The 19,037-nt window shown below is 39.4% G+C and carries 21 protein-coding genes and 1 pseudogene; 18 read left to right on the forward strand and 4 right to left on the reverse strand.

All coding sequences use genetic code 11. The annotated features are described in order from the left end of the window. Window positions 1-18 precede the first annotated feature (18 nt). Window positions 19-897, forward strand: coding sequence for a tetratricopeptide repeat protein (locus tag AC559H_RS19350; RefSeq protein ID WP_233423091.1), 879 nt, complete (start codon window positions 19-21; stop codon window positions 895-897). 68 nt (window positions 898-965) lie between these two features. Here AC559H_RS19350 and AC559H_RS19355 read toward each other — a convergent pair whose 3' ends face one another. Next, entirely contained in the window at window positions 966-1,367 is a 402-nt protein-coding gene (locus AC559H_RS19355) for a response regulator (protein ID WP_026787953.1), read from the reverse strand. Window positions 1,368-1,602: 235 nt separating this feature from the next. Here AC559H_RS19355 and gyrA point away from each other — a divergent pair, with 235 nt between their 5' ends. From gyrA to AC559H_RS19405, 10 genes are all read left to right on the forward strand, one after another. Then, on the forward strand, window positions 1,603-4,146 hold the full coding sequence (gene gyrA / locus AC559H_RS19360) for a DNA topoisomerase (ATP-hydrolyzing) subunit A (RefSeq protein ID WP_026787952.1): 2,544 nt from the start codon (window positions 1,603-1,605) through the stop codon (window positions 4,144-4,146). A 400-nt stretch (window positions 4,147-4,546) separates the two neighbouring features. Next, on the forward strand, window positions 4,547-5,887 hold the full coding sequence (locus AC559H_RS19365; protein ID WP_026795231.1) for an ABC transporter ATP-binding protein: 1,341 nt from the start codon (window positions 4,547-4,549) through the stop codon (window positions 5,885-5,887). A gap of 34 nt (window positions 5,888-5,921) precedes the next feature. Further along, window positions 5,922-6,338 (forward strand): alternative ribosome rescue aminoacyl-tRNA hydrolase ArfB, encoded by a 417-nt coding sequence (arfB, locus tag AC559H_RS19370; RefSeq protein ID WP_026795230.1) that lies wholly within the window; start codon window positions 5,922-5,924, stop codon window positions 6,336-6,338. A gap of 121 nt (window positions 6,339-6,459) precedes the next feature. Next, window positions 6,460-6,795, forward strand: coding sequence for an NADH-quinone oxidoreductase subunit K (locus tag AC559H_RS19375; RefSeq protein ID WP_026795229.1), 336 nt, complete (start codon window positions 6,460-6,462; stop codon window positions 6,793-6,795). Next, window positions 6,792-8,219, forward strand: coding sequence for a cation:proton antiporter (locus tag AC559H_RS19380; protein WP_026795228.1), 1,428 nt, complete (start codon window positions 6,792-6,794; stop codon window positions 8,217-8,219). Before AC559H_RS19375 ends, AC559H_RS19380 begins: the two co-directional genes overlap by 4 nt. Beyond that, window positions 8,216-8,605, forward strand: coding sequence for a Na+/H+ antiporter subunit E (locus tag AC559H_RS19385; protein WP_026795227.1), 390 nt, complete (start codon window positions 8,216-8,218; stop codon window positions 8,603-8,605). The genes AC559H_RS19380 and AC559H_RS19385 overlap by 4 nt, the downstream gene beginning before the upstream one ends. Next, window positions 8,602-8,859, forward strand: a complete 258-nt coding sequence (locus AC559H_RS19390; protein WP_026795226.1) for a hypothetical protein — start codon at window positions 8,602-8,604, stop codon at window positions 8,857-8,859. Before AC559H_RS19385 ends, AC559H_RS19390 begins: the two co-directional genes overlap by 4 nt. Then, window positions 8,856-9,137 (forward strand): monovalent cation/H(+) antiporter subunit G, encoded by a 282-nt coding sequence (locus AC559H_RS19395; RefSeq protein WP_026795225.1) that lies wholly within the window; start codon window positions 8,856-8,858, stop codon window positions 9,135-9,137. Before AC559H_RS19390 ends, AC559H_RS19395 begins: the two co-directional genes overlap by 4 nt. After that, entirely contained in the window at window positions 9,127-9,651 is a 525-nt protein-coding gene (locus AC559H_RS19400; RefSeq protein ID WP_026795224.1) for a DUF4040 domain-containing protein, read from the forward strand. Before AC559H_RS19395 ends, AC559H_RS19400 begins: the two co-directional genes overlap by 11 nt. Window positions 9,652-9,653: 2 nt before the next feature. After that, window positions 9,654-10,316: a Na(+)/H(+) antiporter subunit B gene (locus tag AC559H_RS19405; RefSeq protein ID WP_026795223.1), complete on the forward strand. Its 663-nt coding sequence runs from the start codon at window positions 9,654-9,656 to the stop codon at window positions 10,314-10,316. Window positions 10,317-10,431: 115 nt separating this feature from the next. Here AC559H_RS19405 and AC559H_RS19410 read toward each other — a convergent pair whose 3' ends face one another. Together AC559H_RS19410 and AC559H_RS19415 are read right to left on the reverse strand one after the other, a co-directional pair. Continuing rightward, complete coding sequence (locus AC559H_RS19410; RefSeq protein ID WP_026787944.1) at window positions 10,432-10,767, reverse strand: XisI protein; 336 nt, start codon at window positions 10,765-10,767, stop codon at window positions 10,432-10,434. Continuing rightward, entirely contained in the window at window positions 10,755-11,171 is a 417-nt protein-coding gene (locus AC559H_RS19415; RefSeq protein ID WP_026787943.1) for an element excision factor XisH family protein, read from the reverse strand. The genes AC559H_RS19410 and AC559H_RS19415 overlap by 13 nt, the downstream gene beginning before the upstream one ends. A gap of 269 nt (window positions 11,172-11,440) precedes the next feature. On the opposite strand from AC559H_RS19415, the gene AC559H_RS19420 reads away from it, so the two are divergent. The 7 genes from AC559H_RS19420 to AC559H_RS19450 all read left to right on the forward strand — a co-directional run bounded on the left by AC559H_RS19420 (window position 11,441) and on the right by AC559H_RS19450 (window position 18,527). Next, entirely contained in the window at window positions 11,441-11,626 is a 186-nt protein-coding gene (locus AC559H_RS19420; protein WP_026795222.1) for a hypothetical protein, read from the forward strand. Between the two features lie 132 nt (window positions 11,627-11,758). Beyond that, window positions 11,759-12,007: a hypothetical protein gene (locus AC559H_RS19425; protein ID WP_237746375.1), complete on the forward strand. Its 249-nt coding sequence runs from the start codon at window positions 11,759-11,761 to the stop codon at window positions 12,005-12,007. Between the two features lie 84 nt (window positions 12,008-12,091). Beyond that, window positions 12,092-14,302 (forward strand): Hsp70 family protein, encoded by a 2,211-nt coding sequence (locus AC559H_RS19430; protein WP_026795221.1) that lies wholly within the window; start codon window positions 12,092-12,094, stop codon window positions 14,300-14,302. Then, a complete protein-coding gene (locus AC559H_RS19435) occupies window positions 14,302-14,847 on the forward strand; it encodes a LysM peptidoglycan-binding domain-containing protein (protein ID WP_036832125.1) in 546 nt (181 codons plus the stop codon). The genes AC559H_RS19430 and AC559H_RS19435 overlap by 1 nt, the downstream gene beginning before the upstream one ends. Next, window positions 14,844-17,600, forward strand: a complete 2,757-nt coding sequence (locus AC559H_RS19440) for a tetratricopeptide repeat protein (RefSeq protein WP_027250253.1) — start codon at window positions 14,844-14,846, stop codon at window positions 17,598-17,600. Before AC559H_RS19435 ends, AC559H_RS19440 begins: the two co-directional genes overlap by 4 nt. Window positions 17,601-17,612: 12 nt before the next feature. Next, entirely contained in the window at window positions 17,613-17,969 is a 357-nt protein-coding gene (locus AC559H_RS19445) for a J domain-containing protein (RefSeq protein WP_026787939.1), read from the forward strand. 78 nt (window positions 17,970-18,047) lie between these two features. Beyond that, window positions 18,048-18,527, forward strand: coding sequence for a nucleotide exchange factor GrpE (locus AC559H_RS19450; protein ID WP_026787938.1), 480 nt, complete (start codon window positions 18,048-18,050; stop codon window positions 18,525-18,527). A 156-nt stretch (window positions 18,528-18,683) separates the two neighbouring features. On the opposite strand, the pseudogene AC559H_RS19455 reads toward AC559H_RS19450, so the two are convergent. Beyond that, window positions 18,684-18,970: pseudogene (locus tag AC559H_RS19455) on the reverse strand (transposase); the annotation flags it as partial. Window positions 18,971-19,037 lie beyond the last annotated feature (67 nt).

The raw sequence follows: 19,037 nt of genomic DNA on the forward strand, positions 1-19,037 counted from the left end.
TTTAGGTTAACTCTTACTGTGCGAAATCGAACCCTGATTCTGTCCGTGATTCTTACTCTCAGTTTGTGGAATGTCGCTAAATCAGCCATGGGACAAGCCCTGATTCCCTATACCCCCACCCTAGACTCAGAACAACTCCAACAAACGGGATTAGGGTTGCTCGAAGAAGCGGCTCAGTTAACGCGATTTCAACAATATCAATTAGCTTTACCCAGGGCAGAACTCGCCACTCAACTAGCTCCTGATAATTACCAAGCCTGGGCCTTGTTGGGCAGTTTATATCTACAATTAGAAGAACTCGATAAAGGGATTGAGTTTCTGCAAAAAGCTAGGAACTTAGCACCCAAAGAAGCGGGGGTGCAGTTTATTTTAGGGGAAGCCTACTTCAAAAAAGGCGACTATCAAAAATCCGTTCAATCCCTAGAAGCTGCCTTGAAACTTGACCCAAATGTTCCGGGGGCGTTATTTGATTTAGGCAATGCCTATTATAAGTTGGGGCGATTAGAGGAAGCAATTTTACAATACGAGAAAGCCTTTGCCCAAGAAAGTAGTCTTTGGCCAGCCATTAACAATGTGGGCTTAGTCAAGTATGAACAGGGAGAAATTGATATTGCCATCAGCAAATGGAGACAGGCGATTAAGGTCGATCCAAAAGCCGCCGAACCCCTATTGGCTTTAGCCGTTGCTCTGTACACTAAAGGGCAAGCCCAAGAAGCCCTATCTTTAGGAGAAACGGCTTTACGTCTGGATAGCCGTTATGCCGACTCTGATTATCTTAAAGAAAATCTTTGGGGCGATCGCTTAATCAAGGATACCCAAAAACTTCTAGCCAATCCCCAAATCCAAAAGGTGCTAGTTGAAGTTAAAGATACTCAACCAACGCCCCCTAGTCCATAATCTCAAGGATCTCGATCATCCCAAAATCTTAGGAGTACACAGCCGCAGGTATGGTTAAAAAAGGCGGCTCACTCCTCTGGAGGGATCAAGGATTTAATCTTATCCACGAACTTTTGATGATCAATCACGGGTTTAGAGATATAGTCATCGGCTCCACTTTGAGCCAGAAAATCCTCCCGATCTCCGGCCATAGCATGGGCGGTTACCAAAATAATCGGCAGTTTCGCGGTTTTGGGGTCAGCTTTGAGCAGTTGGGTAATTTTAATTCCATCAACGGCCTTTCCCTGATAGACACTGCGCGCCAGGGAAACATCCATCAAAATCAAGTCCGCCTCCCCTGTGCGAGCAATCTCCAGCACTTCTTCCACGTTTTCCGTGTGTTTAACGGCTAATCCACCCCGTTTTGTCAAGATTTTTGAAAAAACACGAGCATTAACCTGATCGTCTTCTACAATCAGAACGGTCTTCATCTGAGTCTCCCACCCGATATACTATTCAAATAGATTTACCAAATATCTCTATTTTTCACTCTCCAGTACCGAAAAGTAATCATACCACGCCATACAGTAATCAGTAATCAGTAATGAGTTATAAGTTATTAGTACAGATGTAGTCAGTAAACAGTCTATTAACTCTGACACTGATTACTGATTACTGTTTACTGATAACTGTCAGAACCCTATCGCTGTAGACTCAACTAAACTCATGGCTAAACAGTTAAACCTCTTTTCTGGGCAAGTGATCACCACATCGCTTCATACCGAGATGCAACAATCGTACCTCGAATATGCCATGAGTGTGATTGTTGGCCGAGCTTTACCCGATGTTCGCGATGGGTTGAAACCCGTACATCGTCGGATTTTGTACGCGATGCACGAATTGGGGTTAACTCCCGACCGTCCCTACCGCAAATGTGCGCGGGTAGTTGGGGATGTGTTAGGGAAATATCACCCCCACGGGGATCAATCGGTTTATGATGCCTTGGTGAGACTGGTTCAGGAGTTTTCTAGTCGGTATCCGTTGTTAGCGGGTCATGGTAACTTCGGGTCTGTGGATAATGACCCCCCAGCGGCGATGCGTTACACCGAAACCCGTTTAGCTGCGGTGGGCCATGAAGGGTTACTTTCCCAAGTCGGGGAAGCTACAGTTAATTTTATTAGTAATTTCGATAATTCTCAACAGGAACCCACGGTTTTACCCGCCCAACTGCCGTTTTTATTGTTAAATGGATCTTCGGGAATTGCTGTTGGGATGGCGACGAATATTCCCCCCCATAATTTAGGGGAAGTAGTCGATGGACTAATTGCCTTAATTGATCAACCTGAATTATCCGAACAAAAATTAATCGAATTGATTCCTGGGCCGGATTTTCCCACCGGGGGAGAAATTATTAGCACCGAAGGAATTGCTGAAGCGTATCATCACGGAAAAGGCAGTATTGTGGTGCGGGGAGTGGCAAAAATGGAAGAAGTTCCCACCGCCCAAAAACGTCGGACTAAAAATGCAATTATTGTTACTGAACTCCCGTTTCAGGTGAATAAAGCAGCTTGGATTGAAAAAATTGCCGGGTTAGTTAATGCGGGAAAATTAGATGGAATTTCTGATATTAGGGATGAAAGCGATCGCGAAGGCATTCGAGTTGTAATTGAATTAAAACGGGAATTTTCTCCCGAAGTTGTCTTACATCATCTCTATCAGCAAACGGAATTAATGACCAAGTTTGGGGCGATTTTTTTGGCGATCGTGAATGGACAACCCCGACAATTAAGTTTAAAACAAATTCTCCAAGAATTTCTATCATTTAGGGAACAAACTTTAACCCGTCAATACCGCCATGAATTAGAAGCCGCCGAACGGCGTTGTCATTTAGTGGAAGGGTTATTACTAGCTTTAGAAAATTTAGATAGTTTGATTGAAATTCTCAGAAATGCCCCCGATGGTTCAACAGCAAAAATAACCTTAGAAAATCAATTAGGGTTTAGTGATATTCAATCCGATGCTATTTTAGCAATGCCTATGCGTAGGTTAACTGGGTTAGAAAGACAAAAATTACAGGAAGAATTTAGCCAATTAACTACTAATATTGAACAGTTAAGACGGTTACTGGGTGAACGTCCAGAACTATTAAAATCCTTAAAAAAAGAATTGCGATCGCTTAAACGAAAATATGGCGATGCACGACGCACCCGAATTATTTATCCTCAGAATGCTATTACATCTGACGATAAAACCGCTAAAATATCCAAAGAAAAGATATTAGAACTGACATCTCCTCCCGATGTATTACAACCCTTACCCCCGGTGGATGAAGAAACCGTAATTGAAATTACCCATCGTGGTTATATTCGGCGAGTATCTCCCAAAACCGCAGATTCTAAACGGAATCAGAATGACAATAAAACCACTATTAATATTGAGGAAACCGATGATTTTATCACCCAAACCCACAATACTAAAACCAGTCAAAATCTAGTCATGGTGTTGAGAACTGGAAAAGCTTATCCCTTGAGTGTAGCGGATATTCCTGTCGGTAATAATCGTTCTAAGGGAAAACCAATTATTACTTTATTATCTCCTTCCGCCTATAAAGATACATCAATTAATCCCCAAGACTTAATGATTGCTCAATTTCTCTTATCAGCTTTTCCCGATAAAACCGATTTAATTACCCTAACTCAACAGGGGAAAATTAAACGTTTACCCCTAATAGAATTAGCGGAATTAACCAACCGAGGCAGTACAATTGTTAAACTAAAAGATGACGATGAATTATCTTTTGCTACCCTTTCTAACGCCGATGAAAAAGTAGTCTTAGCCACATCCGGGGGGCGACTATTGCGATTTGATCTGAATGATGAACAACTACCTCCTATGGGTAAAGTCGCCCAGGGTTCCCAAGCCACTCGGTTAAGACAAAAAGAACATTTAATCGGATGTGTTACCCTATCACTTAAAGGCAGTTTATTATTAGTCACAGAACAGGGTTATATTAAACGAATTGCGATGGAATTAGTGCGGGGAAGTAACCGAGGGGGGATCGGAATTTCCATGATCCAGTTTAAATCTCCTAATGATATATTAGTAGGAATTGCTCCGGCTAAACCTCGACAACAAATCCATCTGTTAACCAGTGATAATCGGATTATTCATGTTCCCACGGATCAAATTAATCTATCCACAAAAGATAGTACAGGCGATCGCATTTTCAAACTTAAACCCGATGAGAGAATTATCTCGATCAAGTCGTAGGGTCTGTAAGCGTGGATCACACTCACTATAGCAGGGAACAGCCCCCCAAACCCCCCGTACACGCAGGGCTAGGGGAACAGCCCCCCAAACCCCCGTGCACGGGGGGCTAGGGGGGGAGGGAACAGGGGAGAAAATACTTCACCGTCTGGGTTCTAAGATCCATCTGGTGTCCTAACTGCCTTGGCGGTTGCTATAACACCAAGATAAGAAAAGGGCGGGTTTAGATCAGTTAATTGTTTGTGATCAATATCTGAGAGAAAAAGAAAGGGCGGGTTTAATTCAGTTAATGGTTTGTTATCAATATCTGAGAGAACCCGCCCCTACGGAAAATCAGGTAAAATTAAAGTTTATTGTTGTAATTTACAATCATTTATTGGATTCAAAATTAGGTAAAATTAAAATGGCAGAAGTTATTTTAGATAATATTTATAAAAGTTTTCCCATTCGTCGTCAAACCGCCTCCGAGGAAACAGAATCATCAGAACTTCAAGAATCAACCCTGACCCGACAAGCTATTTTAAAACGGGTGCATCTGAATATATTTGATGGCGAATTCATGGTATTAGTCGGGCCGTCAGGTTGTGGAAAAAGTACCCTATTAAGGTTAATTGCGGGCTTAGAAACGATTACTGGCGGTAATATTTATATCGGGGATAAATTAGTTAATGAATTACCCCCCAAGGCGCGAGATATTGCCATGGTGTTTCAAAACTATGCTCTGTATCCTCACTTAAAAGTCTATGATAACTTAGCTTTTGGGTTGCGTCGTTCCTATCGAGAAACAGAACCCAAACAGCCTTTAATTATTCCCAGAAAAGACTCTAATTTACATTCTAAGCAACAATTATCCTTGACCATTGGAGACTATCAAATCTTTGCTCCCTTATGGTTAGAAGATGCTATTGTAGGAATAACGCGATCGCTCCCTTCCCAATTTCGCTATCTTTCAGAACGAGAAAAAGCCGTAGATGAAAGAGTCCTAAATGTTGCCCAATTATTACAAATTGAATCATTATTAGATCGATATCCCAAACAATTATCTGGCGGCCAAAAACAACGGGTAGCATTAGGTCGAGCCATGGCCAGAAACCCCCAGGTTTTCTTAATGGATGAACCCCTATCAAATTTAGATGCAAAATTAAGAACCGAAACCCGCGCCCAAATTGTAGAATTACAAAAAAAATTAGGCACAACCACCATTTATGTCACCCATGATCAAGTCGAAGCAATGACTATGGGTTCCCGAATTGCTGTTATGAATCAAGGCAGAATTCAACAAGTAGCTCCTCCTTTAGAACTGTATAATCGTCCTAATAATCGCTTTGTAGCGGAATTTATTGGCTCTCCTCCAATGAATTTTATCCCGGTTAAATTTATCGCCCCTTTATTAATTACCCATCCCCAATTCCGTTTAACTTTACCCGATATTTGGCAAACGGTTTTACCTCGCCAAAAAGAAGAAAAATTAATCTTAGGAATTAGACCAGAACACTTAATTGTTAGTTGTCCAGCTACTAAAAATTTACCCGTAATTGTTGATCGAATGGAAGCATTAGGACATGAAACATTATTATGGGTACATCTATTCGGAGAAAATAATCTTCCTTTTTCCTTACAAGTCAGAATTCCCGCCGAAACTGAATTTGTACAGGGTGAAAAAATTTGGTTAGCGCTAACGCCGGAAAAAATTCATTTATTCGATCCAAAAACAGATTTAGCGATCCTTCCTTACCGGGTTTAATTTTTCTATTTTTTCCTCAAATTATTAATCAATTATGTTAAAAATTTCTAACATTTTCAGCCTTCCAGAGCATGAAATTGAAATGAGTGCAATTCGCTCTCAGGGAGCAGGTGGGCAAAATGTGAACAAAGTAGCAACAGCTATTCACTTACGTTTTGATATCTCCGCTTCTTCATTACCTGAATATTACAAACAGCGACTATTAACATTAAATGATCAACGTATTAGTAAAGAAGGGGTAATTATTATCAAAGCACAGGAATACCGTAGTCAAGAACAAAATCGGGAAGAAGCTTTACAACGACTTCAAGACTTAATTAAAAGTGCGATTTCGCTTCCTAAACCTCGTAAACCGAGTAAACCGACTCGCAGTTCTCAGAGAAGGCGTCTGGATAGCAAAACAAAGCACTCACATTTGAAGACCATGCGGGGAAAAGTTATTGATGATTGAATTTGTCCTCACCTGACTAAAAACTGAATCATTTGTGTTATTTTAATAGAGTTGAAATAAAAACGACTCGCTTTAATAGAGCCAAGTTTAAAAAACAACCCTTAGCCCCCGGTTAATTATCGTGTTAGAAGCCTTTGTCTTTGCCACCATACTCTGTGGATTTTTCGGAATTATCCTGAAAAAAAACCTGCTGATGAAGACCATCTCGATGGATGTCATGAGTACGGGTGTGATCGCCTACTATGTGCTAATTGCATCCCGGGATGGTTTGTTAACCCCGATTCTTTCAGATACCCCCAATCCAACTTACGCCGATCCCGTCCCCCAAGCGGTGATTTTAACAGCAATTGTAATCGGTCTTTCAATTCAGGCCTTAATGCTAGTGGGAGTAATGAAACTCGCCCAGGATAATCCCACCTTAGAAACTAACGAGATCGAGAAAAACAATACACCATGACAACTCTAACCCTAGTTTGGATTGGACTGCCCTTTTTTGTGGGTTTTACAATTTATCTTCTCCCCCAACTGGATAAAGTTTTAGCACTAGGGATGGCAATTATTTCAATAGGATATGGGTTACAAACCTTACTGAATCCGTCTCCGTTGAATCTACAGTTACTCGATCATTTCGGGGTTAGCTTAATTATTGATCAACTCAGTGGCTATTTTATTTTAACCAATGGGCTAGTCACCGCAGCAGTGATCCTCTACTGCTGGCATACCAATAAAACCAGTTTTTTTTATACCCAAGTTACTCTGTTACACGGTAGCCTGAATGCCGCGTTTATCTGCGCGGATTTCATGAGTTTATATGTGGCATTAGAGGTAATTGGAATAGCCACCTTTTTGTTAATTGTCTATCCCCGATCCGATCGGTCAATTTGGGTGGGGTTGCGCTATTTGTTTGTGAGTAACGTCGCCCTGCTGTTTTATTTAGTCGGGGCGGTGTTAGTCTATCAAACCCATCATTCCTTTGCCTTTACTGGTTTACAGGGTGTGCCACCCGAAGCCGTCGCCCTGATTTTTTTAGGACTACTAATCAAAGGAGGGATCTTTATCTCTGGGTTGTGGCTACCCTTAACCCACTCGGAAGCAGAAACCCCCGTATCGGCTTTAATGTCTGGGGTGGTGGTCAAAGCCGGGGTATTTCCCTTGGTGCGTTTAGCCCTGATGATTAGTGAGATCGATCCCATTGTCCGTTTCTTTGGAGTCGGCACCGCCCTGCTGGGGGTGTCCTATGCCATGTTTGAAAAGGATACTAAGCGGATGCTGGCTTTTCATACCATTTCCCAATTAGGGTTTGTTTTAGCAGCACCGGAAGTGGGAGGATTTTATGCCCTCACCCACGGCTTAGTTAAATCCGCTTTATTTTTGATAGCAGGGACTTTACCGAGTCGAAATTTCTCAGAACTTAAACATCAACCGATGAATACCCACCTCTGGATCGCGTTGGCGATCGCGAGTTTTTCCATATCGGGTTTCCCCCTATTGTCAGGTTTTGGGGCAAAGGTGTTAACCATGAAAAATCTTTTACCTTGGCAAGTGATCGCCATGAATATAGCCGCTTTGGGAACGGCCATCTCCTTTGCCAAATTTATCTTTTTACCTTTTGGGGGAGAGGATAAAGTCAGAAAAGGCTTTTGGCCAGGGATAATTCTACTCCTAGCGGGTTTGGTAGGCGCCAATATTGTCTACTATCAGGCTTATACCCTGGCTAATATTATCAAACCTCTGCTCACAATTATTCTGGGCTGGTTAATCTATGTTTTCGGGATTCAACGGTTATCAATTAAACTCCCCCGGGTCATCGAACAATTTGATCATTTGATGGGAGTCATGAGTCTGATGTTAATTCTTTTATTCTGGATGGTGTGGTCATGATCGGCTATCTGAATCTAATTTTACGGTTAGTAATTTGGTTTCTACTAACAGCCAATTTTAGCCTGACCAATATTATTATCGGGGTCGCAATTGCCTTACTTTTACCCGGTTTGCGTAAAACGCCAACGGTTTTAACCGATTGGTTATGGGTTTTTTATGAAATTGCGATCGCCATTCCTCAAGCATACACTGAAGCCTTTGAAATGATTTTCCGTCCCCATAATTACGAGGAAATCACCCGGGAAGAAGTCAAACCCCGCCGGACACCGGGACTGATTTTTTTAGATATCTTTTTGATTACCTTTACCCCAAAAACCATTGTTGTTAAATACCACGAAGATGGTTGGTATGCTGTCCATTGGGTACGACGAAGGAGAGCCAAATGAACTGGGTTTTGATTGCCATGATTATTGCCTTATTAATTCCGATATCAGAAGCCTGTTGGCAAGAGGATGATATTTGGGAGAAAATGTTAGCCTTTGCTAGTATTGCGACAAAGACATCGGTGATGATTTTAGTGATCTCGGTTTTACGAGATGACTGGATGATCGGGATTGCGGGAGTGATTATTCTCAGTGTTGGCAATGCCGGATTTATGTTACTAGCTAACCTTTTAAAAAGGATGAATGAACAACAATGATCGATTTATTTGGCTATTTTCTCATCGGTATAGGACTCCTATTTTGGTTTTGGGGAACGATTCCCTTGATGGGAAAGCGATCCATTTTATTCAAACTCCATAGTCTTTCCGTCTCCGATACCCTAGGATCGATGGCTATTATTGCTGGGTTACTCTTGAAAATTCCCCGCGAATGGCCCTTACTGATTCTCGCCCTAATTTCCCTGGCGATCTGGAATACTATTTTGGGGTATGTTTTGGCTTACTGTTCCAGTAGCGAGGTCGATCATGGACGATAGCTATATTAAAATTATCACGGCCTTACTTCCCTTGGCGGCGGCGATGGTGGTATTGGAGGCAAACCCCTATCAGGCTTTGATTGTGCGGGGGATATTAGGAGCGATCGCCGTCTTACTCTATACGGTTTTGGGTGCGCCAGATGTGGCTTTAACTGAGGGGTTAGTCGGAACCCTGTTAGCAATTACCCTCTATGCGGTGGCGGTGCGTTCTTCTCTGGTGGTGCGTTTGGGGGTGATTCAAGACCTAGGAAATGCTCCGATTCTCGATGAGTTTCGGAAAATTTTCGGCAAATATCATCTGCGGTTAGAGTTAATTTCCTATGAAGATCTCGAAACATTACAACAGGCTTTAATCGATAAAGACATTCATCTCACCTGCATTCAAGAGGAGCCCTCTCAACCCTATCAGACTCTTACTCGCATCCAGCGTTTATATGAGATCATGAAACCTCAACTTTCCGCATCTACAACTTGCTTAAACTATATTGATACACAGCCATCAGGGGAAAAATAGTGATGAAATGGATCTATATTTTAGCTGGAATTTTGATTTATGCTAAGTTTTTAATTCTGCCCAATCCCGAATCTAGTTCATCAGTTTTGTCGGGGGTGGAATCAATTGTGAATGATAGCGGAATTCCTAATGCAGTCACAGCCATTATTCTCAGAAATCGACTCTACGATACGATTTTTGAGGTGGTGGTATTTACGATCGCGACCATGGGAGTCTATTTTCTCCTCGGCAATGAGAAACCCTTAGCCAGTATCCATCAGTTTAGTGATCAACCCTCAATTATTTTAGCCCGTTTGGGAGCGATGATCAGTGCCTTAGTCGGGATTGAATTAGCGATTAGGGGGCATTTGACTCCGGGGGGAGGTTTTGCCGCCGGAGTCGCCGGGGGAACCGCCATCGGTTTGATTGCGATTACTTCCTCTCCCGAATGGATGATGGGCATTTATCGGCGATATAGAGCTTCGTTTTGGGAGAAAATTTCGGTTTTGATCTTTATGATTTTATCTTTGATCACCCTAGCAGGTTTGGAGTTACCCCCAGGAAAATTCGGAGATCTGTTCAGTGGCGGGGTAATTCCTGTATTGAATATTTTAGTCGGAATTAAGGTCGCCCTAGGCTCCTGGGCCGTGATTTTGTTATTTATTCGCTATCGGGGATTGTTTTGAGGCTTCAAACCCTCCCAGAGCCTTAGAAACCGGGTTTCTGGGGGAGTAGACTTTTTATTTGAGAATTAGTATTAGGTTAACTCAAAAACCCGATTTCTTGATAACGGTTTCTTGATTAGTTAACAGCGTATTCTGTATAGGAGCGAATTTCTGGCGGTTGAAAGGCTAAAACAATATCTTCTTTAGAGATACCAGCCTTAACTAATTCTTCAGCAATACCGTCTTCTGTTCCATCCCGTTGAATCCAAATTTTATCATCTTTTATCTCTAAATGAATTAAGCAGCCATGTACTCGTTGATCTCCTTGCCATCCTAGGGTCATTAATAAATAACTATTTTTGTCCTCACTAATAATAAATCTCCTTTCTAGCTCTCCATAGGAATAGGGAATTTTAGCATATTCGTTTAAAATTTGATAAATAATGGTTTGGTATTTTGTTAAAGTATCCATTGTATAACCTCCTGATTTTGAGGGTTAAAAACAAGTAAATGTAGTTGATTTTTTCTTAAAACTAGACTACCTAACGGTTCAATAAAAATATCTCGGAACGCCTTTTGGGAAATTGCTAAATATAAAACCCTGTCAGTTTCAATTTCTTCTAAAATATTTCGATAAACAATATACTGACCTACGGCTTTTTCTAAATCATTAACTTGGGAACTACCCACAAAACTTTTAATTTCAACAGCAATTTTTTCATGATTTTTTTGGGCTGCAAGTAATTTTTCAGCCCCTAAGTCCACAAACAAATCCTTAGCCCCCCATTGCAGGACTAGGGGATCTTTGGTAATTGTCCAGCCATCCTTTTCTAAGGCTATTTTAACAGCATCATGGTAGATATCCTTTGCAGGCATAATTTTACTCCTTCTTGCAGTGTAATTATAAACCAGATATTGTTCCCTTGTTCCCTGGTTCTACCAGGGAATGCTAACAGGAGGCTCTGCCTCCGAATCATAGCAGGCGGAGCCTGCAATTGGGCATTGCTAGGTAGAACCTAGCAACGAGAAATCACACGAACCATAGCATTGAGTCCAGAACTCTAAAAAAAATTTTTTGAAAATTTGCGTAATTTTGTTCGCAGGTTGCAATAGGTCAGTAGAAGTGATCATGAGGGATTCTGACTATGGATTACGATAATTTTGGCCCAGGTGAAGACGGTTACGACAACAACGACCACGAATATGACTCCGACCGAGATGCTCAGGATAGTTACGATGATTACCGAGAACAAAACGCTTTAGATCGGGAATTAGAAAGAGATTCAGAACGGGAGATGTGGGAGGGAAACGAATCAGATTCTGACTGGTAGCACCATTATCCCTGGGTTTTAGAGATCATATTTTAGTGAAATAGCTCGACTAACGAGGGGGTAGACGGAGCCTAAACTTCAAAAAAATCTGAAACGAAAGTTCCGTAATTTCACTGATTGACAAAACAATATGTGAGGTATAAACTCCTAAGATATAACTCAAGAAATGATGGATGCGATACTTCCCGCGCCCTTTTTGCCGACTCAATGGGGTTTGATTATCGCTCCATTGCGGCGAAAGAAGTGATCTACCGTTTAGGTTTAGGAGGTTCATCTCAAAATTTATCACCCAACTTTATCCAAAAACAAGAACTCGCTCGAAAACTATTGCGAAGTAATGCGTATCTAATCCAAAAAATTCCAGAGTTAAGTAGGGGGTAAAACATGAATTAAACATAACCCTAAGAAACTTGGTTTCTACACTCAAACAAATCATCAATATTAGATTAAATTAGGACAAACATCATGGGTAACATCGTTGGAATTGATCTCGGTACAACCAACTCAGTAGCAGCTTTTAAATTAGCCCATACTGATGTCGTAACGGCAGAGGATAACACCCCACCAGATCGAAAATTAACCCGTTCTGTCGTCGCCTTAGATCAAGGTAAAATTAAAGTTGGAAATAGTGCCTATAATCAATTGCAAAACGATCCCGAAAACGTGATCATTTCGATTAAACGTCTCATCGGACGAGGGTTTAATGATCCGGTTATTCAAGAACAATTATCTCGCTTTGGTTATAAAATTACTAAATCCACTCAAGGAACAGATAATAGTCTTTCCGTTTGGTTAGGGGGAAAAGAATATCAACCTGAAGATATTGCGGCAGAAATTCTCAAAAAATTAGTCCAAAATGCTCAAACTCACCAAGCTAAAACCGGACAGAAAAGTATCATTAATCAAGCCGTTGTTACTATTCCTGCCTATTTTAATGATAAACAAAGATATGCCACTCAAATCGCCTCTGGGAAAGCCGGATTAAGTTTACGAGAACTGCTTCCCGAACCCACTGCTGCTGCTATTTCCTATAGTTATAGTCCTAATTCTGATGAAGTTAAAACCCTTTTAGTTTATGACTTCGGGGGTGGAACTTTAGATTGTTCAATTGTGACGGCGGTGGGCAATCAATTTATTGAATCTGCGAAAGCAGGGGATTTATGGTTAGGAGGAGATGATTTTGATCACTCAATTATTGAATTTGTTAAGCAAGAAGTTGCCCGTCAAGAAGGTTTAAATAATTTTGATCAATTAATTGCCAAAATGCCCCATTATCAACGAGTTCGTTTATTAGGAGAACTTAAAATTGAAGCAGAAAAAGCCAAAATACAACTCAGTAGTCAGCCTTCAGCCGAGATTATTACTTCCACACCTTTATTAGATGAATTAGGAATGGCGGTTCCCATTCAAGTTACCATTACTCGTCAAAAATTTGAACAATTAATTACACCTTTAATTGAGCGTTCAGTTAAAATTTGCTATGATGTGATCAAATATTCTGATTATCCTTTAGATCAAATTGATATAATTTTGTTGGTCGGAGGTTCCTCACAGGTTCCTATAGTACAACAAAAAATTCGAGAAGCTTTCCCAATCAATCAAGTTTTAGTACATCCTAATCCCATGTATGCAGTTGCAGAAGGGGCGGCAATTGTAGCAGCCGGATTAACCGAAAAAGTTACAACAGTTTCCCGTGATTATTGTATTGAATTAGTCAATGATCCTCGATTTATAATTATTCCGCAAGGAGAGATTCTTCCCGTTAAAAAATTCCATAATTTCAAAACAGAAGCTGATGGACAACGCTTAATTCATTTTAAATTTTTTAGTCCTGATCTGGTGAGAAAAGATTTAGATAACACTGACCGAGATGAACGCATTGGCGATATGTGGTTAGCCTTAGATCAACCCTATCCACGAGGAACAGAAGTGTTAGTAACGGTCGAATTAGATGAACAAAATAACTCCTTACAAATGATGGCTGCACTCAAAAGTAAACCAGAGGTTAAAGTTAGTTGTTCTTTCTCACGGGGAGGGATCAATGAAGAAATCTCTCGACAGGTCGAACAACGAATTAAAGAACTAAATACGGCTGCTAATTTAACAGAAACTGGTGTGCAAAATGCCAATGAAATTGCCGGAGAGGTAATCAAATCAGCAAATCAAATTTATCACAATGATAAGATTCAATCAGATCGTTTAGAAGTTGCTCAGAAGAAACTCAAAGAATTAGATAATTTTGCCTCGGAAGAACGAGATACTGCTCAATTCTATCAAATTATGTTTGAGTTTGTCTTAGAGGTTTGTGATTCCTTAATTCATCCCGCCCAAAAACAGCGATTACAGACCTTAGTTCAAGACTTAAATCAAGCCCTAGAACACAATAATAAATCAGCCCTGCAAAAACTAGCAGAAGACGCACGACGAGAGTATGAAAACCTGCCAGATCCAGTTAAGTTAATCTGTCTAACTCGTGAAGGAATTGCACAAGCTTATCGGATTAATCCTAGTCATGCTAGAGTCATGGAAGGTAAATTTTCCCAACTAATTAGTGCTTTAAAACAGGGGAATGAATATGAAATCAATCGTATTTTTGATGAACTTCGTCCTGATATTATGAAATATTTAGATCAGGATTTACCCACCGGAACTATTGCTACAGGATTAACACGCTAATGATTAAATTAACTTGTCCAGTTTGCGATCGCCCGGAAATAGAAGACAATATTTGCCCGAATTGCGAAACAGATTTATCTCTGATTCGCCAATTACAAGAACTCCCTGTAGTTGACGAAAAATCAATAGTAATTCCCGCAGGAAATTCGTTAAATACTCAACCCAATATTTCGGGAAAATTGGTGATTTTAGCCATTTTAATTCTGGTTTTAGGGTTCGGTTTAGGAGCAATGGGAACCTCTCTATTTGCTACTAAACCATCTCCGCCAGTCTCAACAGCAACTACTACCACCCCTTTACCCGAATTAAAGCCTCTTGCTATCAAATCTACTGCAAAATCTACTCGATCTCAATCATCCTGTGGGGGTTTTTATTACACCGTTAAACGGGGAGATTCTCTGAATAAAATTGCTGCTCAATTTTACGGTAGCAGTCAGTTATTTTCAAAAATTGTTGCAGTTAACCCAACCCTTAAAGGCAGAGAAAGCTCGATTGAGATCGGAGAAGTCTTTTTTGTTCCTAATTTAGAGGAAAATTGTCCATGAAATCAATTTCAAACTGGATTAATTATTTAAGCCTAATCATTTTTGGAGTGGGTGTTGTTGAGGTTTTTCAAAAAGCAGCCCAATCTAAAAAAGATATTCAACAAGCTAGAACATTAGCGCAACGGAAGCAACTCCTAAAAGCCGTTCAAATTGGGAAAAAAGTCATCGCTCAATGGCCATCATCGCCAGCTTTTTTTGAACAAAAATTTAGATATATGGCGATGGGAGATTTACTAGAAAAATTTAAACCCCAGGTTAAAACATGGCATAGTCAAGTTAAAATGGTTCAGAAAACCTTAGCTTCTGCAAGAAAACTTGAAGATTCTGATCAAAAGAATCCCATGGATATTACGGTCTTATCACAGGTTGTACAACTGTATCAAAAATGTACAAATCTGATTGATGATCCGAAGTTAATTCAATCCACTGAGCGTTGTCAAAAAGAAATTAAATGTCGCCATCAATTTCAAAGTTTTTTCGCCACAGGTCAAGAGCAAGCTAAACAAAAACAGTTTAAGCAAGCCTTAGCTTATTTTGCACAAGCCCAGGAATTATTTGTGACTGATGAGTTACAAACAGCAATTCAAAATTGTTCTGTTCAAGTCAAGCAAGAAGAACAATATGAAGTAACCTTAAAAAAAGTCAGATCGATTGCAAAAGCAGGTCAATTTCAAGACGCTTTGGCTGTATTAAACCCGGCTCAAGCTCAATTTAATCGTTCAGATGGACAAGAGTTAGTCATACAATTAAGTCGGGTTATTCACAGTAAAAAATTATTTAATAATGGACTATTAGCTGAGAAATCGGGAGATTTTAAAAAAGCAGATACGCACTACCAAGAAGCTTTAATGCTATTACCAGAGTTAACAGAAGCTCGGATGCGGTTAAGCCTTTTATCAGTCAAAATAGAAAACTGGAATCAGGTCATCCATTATTTAGAAAAAGTCCCTGGACAACAGGCGAATTACTTGCGAGGTTTTGCCTATTTTAAGCAGAACAATTTGCAACAAGCCGATCGAGAATGGCAATCTTTAGCTGATCCTCAAGTTAAAAATCAACGTCTAATTCTCCAAAATATTACTCGACGTCAGCGTTTGTTAGCAATTAGAGAAATTGAAGAATATGTTAATAATAATAAACTGAAATTAGCTTTGTCTAGTAGCAGTAATTTTATCAAAAAGTTTGGTGTTGATCCTGTTGTGAAATCTAACCTAGAAGATCACATTCAACCTCGTTTAGAGTCAGAAATTTGGCAAGAAAAAGATTGGTTAACAATTGCTGAAAATACAGAAAATCAATGGATTCAAAATTGTGATATTAAATCCTTGCATAATTGGGTTATTGCTTGTTACTATCAAGCTCAAATCTATCCGAATAAACGCGGAGATTGGTTAATAGCAGGTGCAACAGCTTTAGCAAATTTTAATCTTGATCCATCCCTAAACCTAAAAAATATTTCTTGGTTACAAGGCAAATCCGTCAATTATCCAGAGGTTTCTACTCGTTTACAATCTTTACTATCAACATCTATTGATACCCTAAAAGATGATCATCCTCAAGAGTATTTACAGTTACGAGATCGCTTCCGTCGAGATACCTTGGCTTTACAATTAATTCAAAAGTTTCCTAACTTTAGCGCTAACATTGATGTTCTTTTTATCTTACCAGAATGTTATGAACGTCATCAACGTTCTTTAAAAACATTGCAACTTCCAACCGTTACAAATTCATCGGTTTTAGAAGTTAAAATTTTGGTAGCTCTTTATAGTTCTTTTGGCATAGCGGTGGCTGCGGCTTTTGAAGGAGATTTAGAACGAGCTATCAAAATTAAACCCTCTGGGATATCTCCTAAAACAGAAGCAGAACGTTTTGCTCAGGGGTTTTTATCCTATTCAGAAGGCTATTATTATCTCCAACAAAACCGTTGGAAACAAGCTGTTTCTGTGTTGAAATTAGTTAAACATGAATTTCCAACTAATTCTGAATGGTTTAATCAAATTGACAGATTATGTAAAAACCAAAGGAACGTTATATCAAATATAGATGAACAGTTTAGTTTTGCTGAATTTTGGTATGAACTTTTAAACAGTCAAGAATCTCGGAGTTATTTGATTGAACATAAAACGGAAAAGATTCGTCAAAACTTAGTCAATAAAACCATTAATTCTACTCAAGCATTACAACAACTCAAAGATCTCCAAAAAATTGATGCTCATCATCCCATTATTATTGATTTAATCAACAGAATAGAATATACAATAGAAGCAGAAGAAATCGACAAACTCTGGAAAAATGGTAAATTTGAGCAGGCTGTTAGTCGGGCTAAAAACTCCAACAATAACGAGCTTAAATTCCAAATTGGTAAAATCTGCTTAGAAGTTTTTGCTGAGGGATTTAATCAACATAATTTAAGTTTTGAAGATTTATATAATTTTAGCCGATGGGCCTATGAACTACTTCCCCAAGAATCAGACATTAAAGAAATTTATCAGATCGGTCAAGAATTCAATGAAATTCATAAGTTGATGAAACAAAATCGATATGAAGATGCTGTTAGACGAGCAAAATCTTGTCAATATGACCCCGTTCGTCGCTACCTGGCTGAACAGTTCATTATCGCTTTAATGAAGGGTGCAGAAAGTCGCCAATTACCTCACGAGCTAATTATGCAACTGGCACGATTTGCTTATCAACTTTGTCCCCATGAACCTGCATTTCAACCGATTTTCTCTCAGTTAGGAATCTATTATTAGGAAGATTTAATCATGGATCATCAATTATCTAATCCAAATCCTTATGATGTATTAGAAGTATCTCCGGGTGCTTCCAATGCTGAAATAACCAAAGCGTTTACTCTAGCCATGAAAAAACGCAGCTATTCTCCTGATATTATTGCTAAGGCTAGAAAAACTTTAATGAATCAGGAAGAACGAATTTTAGCCGATTATCTTCGCCCGATTTTACCCCCGATTCAACGATTTAAACGCACTGACTTTTCTGAGTTAGAAACTCCAGAAACTCAAGTCAAGTTTATATCAGAATTTGATAATTTAGACACAATGATTCAGCAAATTAATCAAATTTCAGAAGTCGATCAAAAGCTAGGAGCGACGTTATTTTAATAGAAACCGGATTTCTTGAAGAAATCCGGTTTCTGGAAGACTAAAAATTTTTCAATGAATAATTAGGATAGAATAACTATGAATCACCCAACCGAGAATCATCTAATAAGTAGTGAAATCCTCGATCGCATCCTTAATAAAATCGGGACTCTCCTCAGACAAGAAGTTTCACTAAAACAAACTTTACGCGAACAAGACTCTGAGAATCAAGCTGCTAATGAAGAATTATTTTTAGAATTATTAGAAGTAGTCGATGCTTTAGACTTTTTAATGGAATATATGGCTAATAATCCCGATCCTAGTCCCCAGTTTATTCAACGTTTACCGAAATCGGTAGGAAATGTTCAGAAAAAATTATTAAATATTCTCGGAAAACGACAAGTAACACCGATTGAATTAGAGGGAAATCAGCCCGATTTTGAAGTTTGTAAAGTTGTTGATCGAGAAATTAAACCGGATCTTTCACCTCAAACCATTACAAAAGTTGTGCGTCAAGGATTTCGAGTCAATGATAAAGTATTGCGTCCGATTGAGGTGATTACCTCTAAATTAGAATGAATAAAAAAAATTTTGAGAATTTGCGTAATTTTGTTATCAGGTAGCAATAGATGATTAAAGCTAAATTCAAAACATTGATATTGAAGGGAAGGGTAATCATGCAATATCAATTACCCAAAAAAAGTAATTGAATAAAAAAATTGACCAAAAAATCTATCTAAGAATCACAGAGAGATTCATGACTAAAAAAGTAATAGTAATTGCCGTTTCGGAAGTATGAGCTAGTTTATTCATAATGCGATTGAGGCTAAATCTTCTTTTTCCTTGACCAAATTTACCCTCAATAGCATTCCTAATTTTTTCATCTTCTAATACTTATTTCTTAGTGGCTTTACTACTAATTCCTGGTGGTCTACCTAACGGGGGCCACTCATTCTAATTCCTTTTTCTTTACACCAAGCTCGGTTTTCTCTGGTTCGGTAAATTTTGTCTACATGAATTGTGGGGTTCGGGGTTTAAAGAAAACAGGGCTAAAAGTCCTGCACGCCAACCTACGACGCACAGGACTCT

This window comes from Planktothrix prolifica NIVA-CYA 540 (assembly GCF_963864145.1).
Classification (GTDB): Bacteria; Cyanobacteriota; Cyanobacteriia; order Cyanobacteriales; family Microcoleaceae; genus Planktothrix; species Planktothrix agardhii.

Excerpts from the sequence above, each read along its gene's own strand:
- AC559H_RS19355 (WP_026787953.1), bottom strand. The coding sequence starts at position 1,367 with ATGAAGACCGTTCTGATTGTAGAAGACGATCAGGTTAATGCTCGTGTT.
- gyrA (WP_026787952.1), top strand. The coding sequence starts at position 1,603 with ATGGCTAAACAGTTAAACCTCTTTTCTGGGCAAGTGATCACCACATCG.
- AC559H_RS19365 (WP_026795231.1), top strand. The coding sequence starts at position 4,547 with ATGGCAGAAGTTATTTTAGATAATATTTATAAAAGTTTTCCCATTCGT.
- arfB (WP_026795230.1), top strand. The coding sequence starts at position 5,922 with ATGTTAAAAATTTCTAACATTTTCAGCCTTCCAGAGCATGAAATTGAA.
- AC559H_RS19380 (WP_026795228.1), top strand. The coding sequence starts at position 6,792 with ATGACAACTCTAACCCTAGTTTGGATTGGACTGCCCTTTTTTGTGGGT.
- AC559H_RS19385 (WP_026795227.1), top strand. The coding sequence starts at position 8,216 with ATGATCGGCTATCTGAATCTAATTTTACGGTTAGTAATTTGGTTTCTA.
- AC559H_RS19390 (WP_026795226.1), top strand. The coding sequence starts at position 8,602 with ATGAACTGGGTTTTGATTGCCATGATTATTGCCTTATTAATTCCGATA.
- AC559H_RS19395 (WP_026795225.1), top strand. The coding sequence starts at position 8,856 with ATGATCGATTTATTTGGCTATTTTCTCATCGGTATAGGACTCCTATTT.
- AC559H_RS19400 (WP_026795224.1), top strand. The coding sequence starts at position 9,127 with ATGGACGATAGCTATATTAAAATTATCACGGCCTTACTTCCCTTGGCG.
- AC559H_RS19405 (WP_026795223.1), top strand. The coding sequence starts at position 9,654 with ATGAAATGGATCTATATTTTAGCTGGAATTTTGATTTATGCTAAGTTT.
- AC559H_RS19410 (WP_026787944.1), bottom strand. The coding sequence starts at position 10,767 with ATGGATACTTTAACAAAATACCAAACCATTATTTATCAAATTTTAAAC.
- AC559H_RS19415 (WP_026787943.1), bottom strand. The coding sequence starts at position 11,171 with ATGCCTGCAAAGGATATCTACCATGATGCTGTTAAAATAGCCTTAGAA.
- AC559H_RS19420 (WP_026795222.1), top strand. The coding sequence starts at position 11,441 with ATGGATTACGATAATTTTGGCCCAGGTGAAGACGGTTACGACAACAAC.
- AC559H_RS19430 (WP_026795221.1), top strand. The coding sequence starts at position 12,092 with ATGGGTAACATCGTTGGAATTGATCTCGGTACAACCAACTCAGTAGCA.
- AC559H_RS19435 (WP_036832125.1), top strand. The coding sequence starts at position 14,302 with ATGATTAAATTAACTTGTCCAGTTTGCGATCGCCCGGAAATAGAAGAC.
- AC559H_RS19440 (WP_027250253.1), top strand. The coding sequence starts at position 14,844 with ATGAAATCAATTTCAAACTGGATTAATTATTTAAGCCTAATCATTTTT.
- AC559H_RS19445 (WP_026787939.1), top strand. The coding sequence starts at position 17,613 with ATGGATCATCAATTATCTAATCCAAATCCTTATGATGTATTAGAAGTA.
- AC559H_RS19450 (WP_026787938.1), top strand. The coding sequence starts at position 18,048 with ATGAATCACCCAACCGAGAATCATCTAATAAGTAGTGAAATCCTCGAT.